9 protein-coding genes and 1 pseudogene are annotated in these 12,245 nt (G+C 63.2%); 8 read left to right on the plus strand and 2 right to left on the minus strand.

Annotated features, from left to right (window positions below; all coding sequences use genetic code 11):
* Window positions 1-41 precede the first annotated feature (41 nt).
* The 7 genes and pseudogenes from F0169_RS10805 to F0169_RS10835 all read left to right on the plus strand — a co-directional run bounded on the left by F0169_RS10805 (window position 42) and on the right by F0169_RS10835 (window position 8,894).
* A pseudogene (locus tag F0169_RS10805) lies at window positions 42-2,299 on the plus strand (heavy metal translocating P-type ATPase).
* 16 nt (window positions 2,300-2,315) lie between these two features.
* Entirely contained in the window at window positions 2,316-3,179 is an 864-nt protein-coding gene (locus tag F0169_RS10810; RefSeq protein WP_058413691.1) for a LysR family transcriptional regulator, read from the plus strand.
* A gap of 160 nt (window positions 3,180-3,339) precedes the next feature.
* Window positions 3,340-4,404, plus strand: a complete 1,065-nt coding sequence (locus F0169_RS10815; protein WP_152746508.1) for a putative 2-aminoethylphosphonate ABC transporter ATP-binding protein — start codon at window positions 3,340-3,342, stop codon at window positions 4,402-4,404.
* A 1-nt stretch (window position 4,405) separates the two neighbouring features.
* Entirely contained in the window at window positions 4,406-6,130 is a 1,725-nt protein-coding gene (locus F0169_RS10820) for a putative 2-aminoethylphosphonate ABC transporter permease subunit (protein WP_152746509.1), read from the plus strand.
* A gap of 25 nt (window positions 6,131-6,155) precedes the next feature.
* Window positions 6,156-7,172, plus strand: a complete 1,017-nt coding sequence (locus F0169_RS10825; RefSeq protein WP_122250019.1) for a putative 2-aminoethylphosphonate ABC transporter substrate-binding protein — start codon at window positions 6,156-6,158, stop codon at window positions 7,170-7,172.
* A gap of 40 nt (window positions 7,173-7,212) precedes the next feature.
* Window positions 7,213-8,343, plus strand: coding sequence for a TIGR03364 family FAD-dependent oxidoreductase (locus F0169_RS10830; protein ID WP_152746510.1), 1,131 nt, complete (start codon window positions 7,213-7,215; stop codon window positions 8,341-8,343).
* Window positions 8,340-8,894, plus strand: a complete 555-nt coding sequence (locus F0169_RS10835) for a phosphonate degradation HD-domain oxygenase (protein ID WP_058413686.1) — start codon at window positions 8,340-8,342, stop codon at window positions 8,892-8,894. Before F0169_RS10830 ends, F0169_RS10835 begins: the two co-directional genes overlap by 4 nt.
* On the opposite strand, the gene F0169_RS10840 is transcribed toward F0169_RS10835, so the two are convergent.
* Both F0169_RS10840 and F0169_RS10845 read right to left on the minus strand, forming a co-directional pair.
* Entirely contained in the window at window positions 8,891-10,258 is a 1,368-nt protein-coding gene (locus tag F0169_RS10840) for a DUF3482 domain-containing protein (protein ID WP_152746511.1), read from the minus strand. The two genes, F0169_RS10835 and F0169_RS10840, sit on opposite strands and share 4 nt — an antisense overlap.
* Window positions 10,251-11,630 carry a DUF2868 domain-containing protein gene (locus tag F0169_RS10845; protein ID WP_172979407.1) on the minus strand — a complete coding sequence of 460 codons (1,380 nt, stop codon included), beginning with the start codon at window positions 11,628-11,630 and terminating at the stop codon, window positions 10,251-10,253. The genes F0169_RS10840 and F0169_RS10845 overlap by 8 nt, the downstream gene beginning before the upstream one ends.
* A gap of 90 nt (window positions 11,631-11,720) precedes the next feature.
* On the opposite strand from F0169_RS10845, the gene F0169_RS10850 reads away from it, so the two are divergent.
* Complete coding sequence (locus F0169_RS10850; RefSeq protein ID WP_152746512.1) at window positions 11,721-12,233, plus strand: dihydrofolate reductase; 513 nt, start codon at window positions 11,721-11,723, stop codon at window positions 12,231-12,233.
* Window positions 12,234-12,245: the final 12 nt, after the last annotated feature.

The raw sequence follows: 12,245 nt of genomic DNA on the forward strand, positions 1-12,245 counted from the left end.
GGTCTTTACTTGGCAACAGGCACCTTTACGGACGCGACCAGATGAGCGACTCCCTTCACACCCCACATAAGCATGATCACGACCATGACCACGATCATGGCCCCAAAAAACTCACGCCTGTGCACGACCACGGCCATGCCGGTTCCTGCTGCGCAAGCGACGCCGCGCCTGCGGTGGTAACGCTGAACCAAGCGCCTTCCGACGGCGCGCGCCTCAGCACCTTCCGCATCGAAGCCATGGACTGCCCCACCGAGCAAACGCTGATCCAGAACAAACTGGGCAAGCTCGCCGGTGTGCAGCAACTGGAATTCAACCTGATCAACCGCATCCTCGGCGTCACCCATGACCTGCCGAGCACTGCGCCGATCATCGACGCGATCAAATCTATCGGGATGCAGGCGGACCCCATCGAAGAGGGCGTTCCCGCCGCCGCGCCACCCGCGAAGAAACACTGGTGGCCGCTGGCGTTGTCCGGCGTTGGTGCGTTGGCTGCCGAAGTGCTGCATTTCACCAATGCTGCGCCGACATGGGTGATTGCCGTGGTGGCGTTGGTGTCGATCTTCAGCGGCGGCCTCACCACCTATAAAAAGGGCTGGATAGCCCTGAAAAACCTCAACCTGAACATCAACGCGCTGATGAGCATCGCCGTGACCGGCGCGCTGCTGATTGGCCAGTGGCCGGAAGCTGCGATGGTGATGTTCCTGTTCACCGTGGCCGAGTTGATCGAAGCCAAGTCTCTGGACCGTGCGCGCAACGCCATCAGTGGCTTGATGCAGATGACGCCCGAACAGGCCACGGTGCAGCAGGCCGATGGCTCATGGGTGGAAAAAGACGTCAAAAGCGTTGATCTTGGGACAATCGTTCGGTTAAAACCTGGCGAGCGTGTTGGCCTGGACGGTGAAGTCACCGCCGGTCAATCCTCCATCAATCAGGCGCCGATCACCGGTGAAAGCCTGCCCATTGAAAAACCGTGGGCGATAAAGTCTTCGCGGGCACCATCAACCAGGCCGGTTCGCTGGAGTACAAGGTCACCGCGGCGGCCAACAATTCGACGCTGGCGCGCATCATTCATGCCGTGGAGCAGGCTCAAGGCGCGCGGGCGCCAACCCAGCGTTTTGTCGACAGCTTCTCGAAGATCTACACCCCGGCGGTGTTCCTGTTTGCCTTGGGCGTGGCGCTGATTCCGCCGCTGTTCATGGCGGGCGTGTGGTTCGACTGGGTCTACCGCGCACTCGTGCTGTTGGTGGTGGCGTGCCCGTGTGCACTGGTGATTTCCACCCCGGTGACCATCGTCAGTGGCTTGGCGGCGGCGGCGCGCAAAGGCATCCTGATCAAGGGCGGTGTGTACCTGGAGGGCGGTTACAAGCTTGATTACCTGGCCCTCGACAAGACTGGCACGATCACCCACGGCAAACCGGTGCAAACCGATTACCTGGCGTTGTTCCCCAACGTCGAAGACCGCGCGCCGGCGCTGGCCGCCAGTTTGGCCGGGCGCTCCGACCACCCGGTGTCGTTGGCCATTGCCAAAGCGGCTGTGGATAAAAACCTGCCGAGCCACGTTGTGGATAACTTCGAAGCCCTGCCCGGTCGCGGTGTGCGCGGTGATATAAACGGCGAAACCTACCATTTGGGCAACCACCGTCTGGTCGAAGACCTGGGCCTGTGTTCGCCGGAGCTTGAAGAAAAACTCTTCGCCTTGGAGAAACAAGGCAAGTCGGTGGTGTTGCTGCTCGACAAGTCCGGCCCGCTGGCGCTGTTCGCCGTGGCCGACACGGTCAAAGACAGCAGCCGCGAAGCCATCCAGCAACTGCACGACTTGGGCATCAAAACCCTGATGCTCACCGGCGACAACACCCACACCGCTCAGGCGATTGCGGCCCAGGTCGGCATCGACCAGGCCCAAGGTGACCTGCTGCCGACTGACAAACTGCAGGCCATCGAAACCCTTTACGGCCAAGGCCACCGGGTGGGCATGGTCGGTGACGGCATCAACGACGCCCCGGCCCTGGCCCGCGCCGAAATTGGCTTCGCGATGGCCGCCGCCGGCACCGACACGGCCATCGAAACCGCTGACGTGGCCTTGATGGATGATGATTTACGCAAGATCCCGGCTTTCATTCGGTTGTCGCGGCAAACCTCGAGTATCCTCAAGCAGAACATCGCCCTGGCGCTGGTGACCAAGGCGGTCTTCCTTGCGGTCACCTTCCTGGGCATGGCCACTATGTGGATGGCGGTGTTCGCGGACATGGGCGTGAGCCTGCTGGTGGTGTTCAATGGCCTGCGCCTGTTGCGCAAATAACTGAGGTGAGGGTGGTGTGCTGAGTGCCGAACTGAAGGCGTTTTACAGAGTGGCCCGCCTGGGCAGCATTACCCAGGCGGCGAAAAAACTCGGCCTTAGCCAGCCCACGGTCACCACGCAGATTCGCAACTTGGAAAGCCAGTACGGCGTTGAGCTGTTCTACCGTGGTGGCCGCCGCCTGACCGTCAGCGACGACGGCGCGCGCCTGCTGCCGATGGTCAAGGCGTTGTTGCAGCAAGAAGCCGATATTGAGTTTTTCCTGCGCAACAGTGGTCAGCTCCAGGGGGCGCTGAGGATTGCCGCGACGGCGCCGTATTACATCCTCGACCTGGTCAAAGCCTTTCGCGAACGCCTGCCGCATGTGGAGGTGTCGGTGGAAATCGGCAACTCCCAGTCGGTGCTGGAGGCGCTCGAAGAGTACCGGGTGGACGTCGCCGCCTCCTCGCAATTACTTGAAGACCCGCGGTTGATCCGCCGCGTGCTTGGCACCGACCCGCTGGTGCTGGCGGTGCATCGTAATCACCCGTTGGCGGCTTTGGATACTGTGCCGCTCACGGCACTGGCGGGGCATACCTTGCTGATGCGCGAAACCGGGTCCACCACACGGCGTTTAACTGAAGAGATGCTGCAAGGCGCAGGCGTGAGTTACGGCCCGCTGCTGGAGATCGGCAGCCGCGAATCGATTCGCGAGGCGGTGCTGCGCAATATCGGCATCAGCATCATTGCCCGCCAGGAAGTGCCGCATGACCCGCAGTTGCGCGTGCTGACCATCGAGCATGCACCGCAGATCGCCGAGTATTTGTACTGCCTCAAGGAAAGAAAAGGCGCGCGGCTGCCTGCCGCGTTTCTCGGTTTGGCGCAAGAAATGTCGCCGCTCTGACCGACAAGCCCCATCGCCACACAAACCCAAGCACTACAGACGCACTCCGAATTCCTACACAAATCCACCAATACCACTATCGCCACGTTTTGCCTTTCTGCCACACCAGGGACGCATTGCCTGCCTAGCATGGCCTTCATCAGTTTGATGAGGTGCCTCCATGAACACTGCCCCAACCAACCCCGGCGCGCCGATGACGGTGCGCGGGATCCAGAAGCGCTTCGGCGCCTTCAAGGCGCTGGACAACGTGTCGCTGGACGTCGCCGCCGGCGAGCTGGTGTGCCTGCTGGGCCCGTCCGGTTGCGGCAAAACTACCTTGCTGCGCTGCATCGCCGGCCTGGAACGCCAAGACAGCGGTGAGCTTCACTTGGGTAACCGCGATGTGTCGCAACTGCCGCCTCAAGCGCGCGACTACGGAATTTTGTTTCAGTCCTACGCGCTGTTTCCCAACCTCACCGTTGAAGAGAACATTGGCTACGGCCTGACCGGCAGTGGCCGCGACGAAGTGCGCAAACGCGTCGGCCAGATGCTGGAACTGGTCGGCCTGGTTGGCAGCGAAAAGAAATACCCCGGCCAACTCTCCGGCGGCCAACAACAGCGCGTCGCCCTGGCCCGTGCGCTGGCGCCGGCGCCTTCATTGCTGCTGCTGGACGAACCGATGTCTGCCCTCGACGCGCGTGTGCGTGAGCATTTGTGCAGCGAACTGCGCCAACTGCAGCGGCGCTTGGGCGTCACCACGTTGATGGTGACGCACAACCAGGACGAGGCCATGTTGATGGCCGACCGCATTGCCGTGATGAACAACGGCAAAGTCGAGCAATACGCCACGCCGCAAGAAATCTACGACCGCCCGGCCACGCCGTTCGTGGCGGAGTTTGTCGGCCAGGGCAACTGGCTGCCGTTCAGCCGCAACAGCGCCAGCCACGCTCAGGTCGGCGGGATGAACATGCGCTTGGCCGACGATGCTGGCGTGGCCAAATCCGGCCGTCTGTTCTGCCGCCCGGAAGCCATCAGCATCAACCCGCTGGGGCATGAAGAAAACCTGTTCCCGGCCAAGGTCTGCGAGATCACGTTTCTGGGCAACCGCTGCCGCATGCGCTTTGAGCTGGAGCAGTTGCCCGGTCACCCATTGCTGGCCGAACTGGCCCCGGAAGCGATGCCGCGCCTCGGTGCGCAACACATCTGGGTGGCGTTGCCGCCGCGCAGCCTGCAGGTGTTTGCTTGAGATGGCCGCCGATATGACGCTGCCGCTACCCGGCCACGTGGCGCGCAACGTTTCCCGCGCCGAACTGGGCGACCGCATTTTTGTACTCGGCGGCAAACTCGTCTGGCTGTTGCTGCTCGGTGTCGCCGTATTGCTGCCCTTGCTGGCGATCTTCTGGCGTGGCTTCAGCAGCGAAGCCGGGCAGGGCGGCGGCTGGGTCGCGGCGCGCGAGCTGGTGACCAGCGATAACTTCCACTGGCTGCTGGGCAATAGCCTGAAAGTTTCCCTCAGCGTTGCGGCCATCGTCGTACCGCTGGCCTACCTGTTTGCCTACGCGCTGCAACGCACGCTGATTCCCGGCAAGGCGATGTGGCGCGGCCTGTCGCTGCTGCCGCTGATGGCGCCGTCGATGTTGCCAGGCATTGCGCTGGTGTATCTGTTCGGCAATCAGGGCCTGTTGCGCGGGTTGCTCTCGGACAATATCTACGGCTTCTGGGGCATTGTGCTGGGCGAGGTGATCTACACGTTCCCACACGCCTTGATGATTCTGCTGTCGGCGCTGTCGTTGGCGGATGCGCGATTGTTCGACGCCGCGTCGAGCATGGGCGCCAGCCCGGCCCGGGCGTTTCGCAGCATCACCTGGCCGGCCACGCGCCAGGCAGTGTTCGCCGCGTTTTGCCTGGTGTTCACCCTGACCATCACCGACTTCGGCGTGCCCGTGGTGGTGGGCGGGGACTACCAAGTGTTGGCGCTGGAAGCCTACAAGGCGGTGGTCGGCCAGCAACAGTTCGGTCGCGGCGCGTTGATCGGCATGGTGCTGCTGCTGCCGGCGCTGTTCAGCTTTGGCGTCGACGCCTGGTTACGCCGCCGTCACGGCGATTCCATGAGCGGCCGAGCGCAAGTCTTCCAGCCCGCGCCGTCGCGCTTGCGGGATGGCTGTTACCTGGCGATCGTGATGCTAATTTGCGCTGCGTTGCTGCTGGTGTTCGGCATGGCGGTGTATTCCTCATTGGTCAAGTTCTGGCCTTACAACCTGTCGCTGTCGCTCAACCATTATCAGTTTGAAGACACCGCGGGCGGCGGCTGGCTGGCCTATCGCAACAGCTTGAAGATGGCACTGTGCACGGCGCTGATCGGCAGCGCATTGATCTTCACCGGTGCCTACCTGATGGAAAAAACCGAGGGTCAAAAGGGCCTGAACCTGGCGCTGCGCATGCTCAGCTTTGTGCCGATGGCCGTGCCGGGCCTGGTGTTGGGCTTGGGCTATGTGTTCTTTTTCAACCTCAACGGTAACCCGCTGCATGTGTTCTACGGGACCATGACGCTGTTGGTGGTGTGCACCATTGCTCACTATTTGACCACCGCGCAGATGACCGCCACCACCGCGCTGCGCCAGCTAGACAGCGAGTTCGAAGCCGCTGCGCTGTCCCTCAAGGCGCCGCTGTACCGCCACTACTGGCGCGTCACTGTACCGATTTGCCTGCCGGCGCTGCTGGACATCGTGCGCTACCTGTTTGTGTCGGCGATGACCACCGTGTCTGCCGCGATCTTTCTCTACAGCCCCGACACCATCCTCGCCGCTGTCGCCGTGCTGAACATGGACGACGCCGGCAATGTGGGCGGCGCGGCGGCCATGTCGACCTTGATCCTGTTTACCTCTGCCGGCGTTTCGCTGCTGCTGGCGTGGTGCTCACGTGGCGCGTTGCGCCGCTCCCAAGCCTGGCGCCAAACCGCGCCGGGTCAATAAAACCGTCCCTTTTGAGGAATGCACCATGTTCAAGCCCCTGGCGTTAGCCGCTGCTGTGCTCACTGCGTTCAGCCTGAATGCGTTTGCCGCGAAAACCGAGTTGACCGTGTACACGGCCCTCGAAGCCGAGCAGTTGAAGACCTACAAGCAAGCCTTCGAAAAGCAGAACCCGGACGTCGAAATAAAATGGGTGCGTGACTCTACCGGCATCATCACCGCCAAGCTGCTGGCGGAAAAAGACCGCCCGCAAGCTGACGTCGTGTGGGGCCTGGCCGCGTCGAGCCTGGCGATCCTCGATCAGCAAGGCATGCTCAGCAACTACGCGCCCAAAGACCTCGACAAAATCGGCAAGAACTACCGCGACGCCGCCAACCCACCGGCTTGGGTCGGCATGGATGTGTGGGCCGCGACTATTTGCTTCAACACGGTCGAGGCCGAGAAACAGGGCCTGAGCAAGCCGGTGAGCTGGCAGGACCTGACCAAACCCGAATACAAGGGCAAGATCGTGATGCCTAACCCGGCGTCTTCGGGCACCGGCTTTCTGGATGTGAGCGCCTGGTTGCAGACCTTCGGCGAGAAGCAGGGCTGGCAGTACATGGACGACCTGCACCAGAACATCGGCCAGTACGTTCACTCCGGCTCCAAGCCGTGCAAGCTGGCGGCGTCTGGTGAGTTCCCAATCGGTATTTCGTTCGAATACCCGGCCGTGCAGTTGAAACGCCAAGGCGCGCCGCTGGATATTATTTTGCCCAAGGAAGGCTTGGGCTGGGACATTGAAGCGACTGCCGTGATCAAGGGCACCGCGCACGCGGAGGCCGCGAAAAAGCTCGCCGACTTCTCCGCCAGCCCCGCCGCGATGCAGCTGTACAAAGAAAACTTCGCCGTGCTTGCTCAACCGGGTATTGCCAAGCCGCAGACCGAATTGCCGGCCGACTACGAACAGCGGCTGATCAAGAACGACTTCGCCTGGGCCTCGAAAAACCGCGACAGCATCCTGACCGAATGGCGCAAGCGCTATGACGGCAAGTCAGAGAAACAATAACTGATCATTCCTACGCTCAGCGTGGGAACGAGAGGAACGCATGAGTAGTGATCTGTTAATCGTCGGCGCGGGCATCCTCGGCCTGTCCCACGCCTTTGCTGCCGCCAAACGCGGCCTCAAGGTCAAGGTATTCGAGCGCAGCGCCACGCCGTTGGGCGCCTCGGTGCGCAACTTCGGCCAGGCGCTGGTCACCGGCCAACCACCGGGGCCGATGCTTGACCTGGCCCGGCAAAGCCGCGGCATCTGGGCGCATTGGGCGCAGGTGGCCGGCCTTCAGCTCAAGCGCAATGGCGCGTACGTGTTCGCCCGCACCGAAGCCGAGGAACATCTGCTGGAAGCGTTCTGCGCCGGTCGTGCGCAAGAGCACGGCTACAACGTCGAGCTGCTGCAGGGCGCGGCCATGAAAGCGTTGTACGGCGGCCAATTCAGCCATCATCGCGCGGCGCTGCACGGCAAGGACGATCAGCAACTGTATTCGCGCGAAGCGATCCCGGCGTTGATCAACTACCTCCGCAATCAACTGAACGTGGAGTTTCACTTCTCCACGCTGGTGCGCGATGTGCAGCCTGGCCAGTTGCACAGCACGGCGGGCAGCTTTCGCGGTGAGCAGATCATCGTCTGCTCCGGCCACGATTACCAAACCCTGCTGGCCGACGCGATGGCTGAACTCAACCCGAGTATCTGCCGCCTGCAAATGCTGCGTGCACGGCCGGCAGTCAACCTGAACCTGCAACACGCGTTGCTGACCGGTTTGAGCTGCGTGCATTACGGCGCGTTTGCCGACTTGCCGGAAGCGCTGCCGGTGCAGGCGCAAATCCTGCGCGATGCGCCGCACCTGCATGAACACGGGATTCACCTGCTGATCAGCCCCACGCCGTATGGCGAACTGATTATTGGCGACTCGCACGACTACGGCAGCGATGCCTCACCGTTCAACGCCGAGCAGGTCGATGACTGGCTGATCGAGCTGGCCGAGCAGACCTTGGGTTGCAAGGTAAACGTGGTCGAGCGCTGGCAGGGCGTGTACGGCTCGCGCGGGCCGGGGCCGTTTTCATTCGTGCAGGCGGCACCGGGCGTGAGCGCGGCATTGATGCACACCGGCGTGGGCATGAGCGTGGGGCCGGCGCTGGCCGAGCGTAACATCAGCACTGTGTGGGGCGCGGCGGGATGAACCCTGAACAGGCAATTGCCGAAGTGTTCGGCTTGTACGAGCAGCACGGCGCGGCGGATTACATCGGCGAGCCGGTGTCGCAGATCGAACACATGTCCCAGGCCGCGCAGTGGGCGATGGCCGAAGGCTTTGACGATGAAGTGGTGCTGGCGGCGTTCTTTCACGATATTGGCCATCTCTGCGGCGAAGGCGGCGCAAACATGGGCGGTTATGGCGTGGTCAGCCATGAGCGTTTGGGCGCGGATTATTTGCGCCGCGCAGGCTTCAGCGAGCGCATTGCCAGGCTGGTGGAATATCACGTGCAAGCCAAGCGCTACCTGACGTTCAGCCAGCCGTCCTACTACGCCCGCCTGAGTGAAGCCAGCCGGATTACCTTAGGCTATCAGGGCGGCGTGATGACGGCAGAAGAAGCGCAGGCGTTTGAACAAGACCCGCTCTACCTGATCAGCCTGCGCCTGCGCCACTGGGACGAGCAGGCCAAGCAAATGCGCGTGCCGCTGCTCGACCTTGAGGTGCTCAAGGCCAAGGCGCGCAAGGTGCTGGCGGCTTAGCTCTGGTCGAGGCGCAGGGCGAGGGCTTCGACCTGTTCCTGGCGCTCGGCCTGGCTCAGTTTGGCGTGGGCGTTAAGCGACGACCATTGCGGGTGAGCACGGGCTTTGTGCAGTGCGTCCGGCAACTTGCCTTCGCGCCAGGTTTTGTCTTGGGGCGTGTCGACCTTGATGCTGTGCAGCGCCGCATGGCCGCGCAGGTTCAGGGCCTTGAGCAACTGGCTTTGGCGCAGGGCGAGCAGGCGCAGCACGCTGTCGTCGACGGTCAGCTCGCGCTGGCCTTTGAGTTTGCCGAGCAAGCGGCTGCCATAGCCGCGCGCCGTTTGCAGCGCACCACCGGCAATCGCACCGGCAATCGCGGCGGCGCCGAGGGTCAGGCCGCCGACCAGCAAGTCGACACCGGCACCGGCCGCCGCGCCTGCAGCGATTCCGCCGCCGACGCGCACGCCGAGTTGCTTGAGGGTTTCGGGGTTGAACAGGTCATCGCCCCAACGCCCATCGAGCAACGGCAAGTCACTGGCGGCGGCGTCCTGCGGGCGGAAGCCGAACAGTTTGAGCAAGGCTTCCACACACTTTTGTTCGCGTTGGCGCACCGCTGTGCGCAGTTCACCCACCGCCGCTTGTTCGGCTTCGGTGACCACGCTGCGTCGGCACGCGGCGCAGTCGATCAACAGCTCGGCGATCAGCCGCGCGGCGCTTTGCTGGCGTGCCTGGCGTTGCGCGTGCTGGTCGAGAATCAGCCGTTCCAACTGCGGCCGTGCGGTTTCCAGGAGCAAGGCGAGGCTTTCATACAGCCGACGCTCACCGTCTTCGGGCGGTGCCACGCTGTCGAAACGCACCAGCGCGTGCAGGCCAAGACGTGCCAGGGCTTCACGCCAATCCGGTTCGCGGTGGTCGCTGCTGCTGACAAAGTTGAGTACCGGCAGCAACGGCTTGCCGCAACTGGCGAGCACTTGCAGCTCGTCGCGGTACTTGGCCAGCACCGGCTCGCGGGCGTCGATTACATACAAACCGGCGTCCGAGGCGAGCAGTTGGCGCAGCACCTTGGCTTCTTGTTCAAAACGCTGGCGCGCCTCGCTGCCGTCCAGAAACCGCGCCAGGCGTGCCGGGCCGTCGAGGCGTTCGCCGGGGCGGTCGAGGCGTTCCAGATAATCGAGCAGGGCGATGGCATCTTCCAGGCCGGGCGTGTCGTACAGCTCAAGCAACGCCTCGCCGTCGACCGACAACCGCGCGCCCTCGACATGCCGCGTGGTGCTGGGGCGATGCGAGACCTCGCCGAAGCCGACGTCACGCGTCAGCGTGCGCAGCAGCGAGGTTTTGCCGACATTGGTGTGGCCTACCACGGCGAGTTTCAGTGGTTTAGTCATGACCGGTCTCCAACCAATTCAGCGGCGCGCAGTCAGCGAAGGGCAGCTCCAGTTGTTTTAGCGCGGCGTGCCAATCACCCAGGCGCTCGGCGTCGAGCGCCTGGCCTGGCGGCGCTTGCAGCAGCCACACGCGGGTCGCGGTGGCGTTGCGCGCCAGTTCGGCGATCAGCGCGAGGCTGCCACGGTCCGGTGAGCGGCGCGGGTCGCAGGCGATAGCCAGCCGCGCGGGTGGAAAGCGTGTGAGCTGTTCGAGCAGTTTGTTACGCGACTCGCGGCTGTCGAGGATGCCGGCATTCTTAACGCTGGCCGGCAGTTTGGGCGGCCAGGCGTGTTGGCCGTCCAGTTCGATGGCCACCAGCAAGGCACCGTCGCTGTGCAATTCGCTGACGCCGCCGGTGACCGCGTGCAGTTGCTGCGGCGCGGCGTCGTTGACGCCAAGGCGTTCGCTGCTCGGCATCAAGCGTTCACGCAATGCGCTGTAGCCGGGCAAGTTGAGGTCCAGGCGCAAGGCCGCGCGCCCGCGTTTCCAGCGCCACAGGCACAGCAGGGCGAGGACCAGCCTTGGCAACAGGCCGTAAACCAGCAGCACGCCCACCAGCCAGGTGGCCCAGGCTTGGCGAGCGCTTTCGATATTCAGGGCAGAGTCGCCGCTGGCGCGGATCATCTCGACCGTCGGCACAGTGAACCCCAGCAGCGCGGGCAGGCTGCCGAGCGCTTGGGTGACGGCGACAAAGGTGTCGGCGCCGAGCAGGGTCGTTTCCCACACAAAACCGTAGCGCCGTGTGGCAAGCAGCGTCAGTAAAAACAGCAGGGCGCTGAGCAGCGCCAGCAACCACAGGCTATTGACCAACACACCCACGGCCCAGCGATTGAGTTTTTGGCGCTGCAACAACAGCAGCAACGCTGGCGCTAACTGCGCGGCCTTGGCATCGCGCGCGAGTTTTTCGCTGAGCCATAACCACAGGCGCCCGAGGCTGGCGCCGTGCTCGCCGGCAAACAGCAGGCCCAACGCCCAACTGATTAACAGAATCAGGTTCAGGCCGAGCAAGCTGCCCAAGGCCCAAAACACATTTACCGGCGTCAGGCCGTTGCCCAGCGCGGCAAACGCCAAACCGGCACCGCTGACGATCGCCAGCACCGCCAGCAGCACCAACGCCAAACGCGCGCCTTGCAACCAGCGGGTGAGGGCGGCGCTCAGGCCGTCGCGCTCGGCCAAGTGCAAGGCGCGCTGTTGAATGCGCGTCGGCAAATCGCCACCGGCCGTGCGGGCCAGGCGGTTGGCTTCGAGGTCTTCCAGCGGGCCTGCGTGTTCTTCACGCAGGCGCACGGTTTCTGTCAGCCAGAGTTTTTGCAGGGGGTTCAGTGCTGTCACGCGCCGTCCTGTTGTGTTCGTGAGCCTGGAGCATAACCGCTGTGCAGCCGGTTGGGGAAAGCTGCGCGGCGCTCTGGTATTCTCGTCGGCATGAAAAAAACTCTCCCTTTAAGCCTGATCGCAGCCCTCGGTGAAAACCGCGTGATCGGCGTCGACAACAGCATGCCCTGGCATTTGCCGGGGGATTTCAAATATTTCAAGGCCACCACGCTCGGCAAGCCGATCATCATGGGGCGCAAGACCTGGGATTCGCTGGGCCGACCGCTGCCGGGGCGCTTGAACCTGGTGGTTAGCCGTCAGACCGATTTGGCGCTTGAAGGTGCGGAAGTTTTTCCGTCACTCGACGCAGCCGTCGAGCGCGCCGAGGCGTGGGCGCTGGAGCAGGGCGCGAACGAGCTGATGCTGATCGGCGGCGCGCAGTTGTATGCGCAAGGGCTGGCGCAGGCGGATCGCCTGTATTTGACGCGCGTGGCGCTGAGCCCGGCAGGCGATGCGTGGTTTCCGCAGTTTGATGCGCAGCAGTGGAAACGGGTATCGAACGTCGAGAACCCAGCGGAGGGCGAAAAGCCCGCGTACAACTTCGAGGTTTGGGAAAAAGCTTAAAAGCATCGGGAG

Source organism: Pseudomonas kitaguniensis, from assembly GCF_009296165.1.
Classification (GTDB): Bacteria; Pseudomonadota; Gammaproteobacteria; order Pseudomonadales; family Pseudomonadaceae; genus Aquipseudomonas; species Aquipseudomonas kitaguniensis.

What these genes read in the sequence shown, in the direction of transcription:
- F0169_RS10815 (WP_152746508.1), top strand. Translation starts at nt 3,340, where the DNA reads ATGAACACTGCCCCAACCAACCCCGGCGCGCCGATGACGGTGCGCGGG.
- F0169_RS10820 (WP_152746509.1), top strand. Translation starts at nt 4,406, where the DNA reads ATGGCCGCCGATATGACGCTGCCGCTACCCGGCCACGTGGCGCGCAAC.
- F0169_RS10825 (WP_122250019.1), top strand. Translation starts at nt 6,156, where the DNA reads ATGTTCAAGCCCCTGGCGTTAGCCGCTGCTGTGCTCACTGCGTTCAGC.
- F0169_RS10830 (WP_152746510.1), top strand. Translation starts at nt 7,213, where the DNA reads ATGAGTAGTGATCTGTTAATCGTCGGCGCGGGCATCCTCGGCCTGTCC.
- F0169_RS10835 (WP_058413686.1), top strand. Translation starts at nt 8,340, where the DNA reads ATGAACCCTGAACAGGCAATTGCCGAAGTGTTCGGCTTGTACGAGCAG.
- F0169_RS10840 (WP_152746511.1), bottom strand. Translation starts at nt 10,258, where the DNA reads ATGACTAAACCACTGAAACTCGCCGTGGTAGGCCACACCAATGTCGGC.
- F0169_RS10850 (WP_152746512.1), top strand. Translation starts at nt 11,721, where the DNA reads ATGAAAAAAACTCTCCCTTTAAGCCTGATCGCAGCCCTCGGTGAAAAC.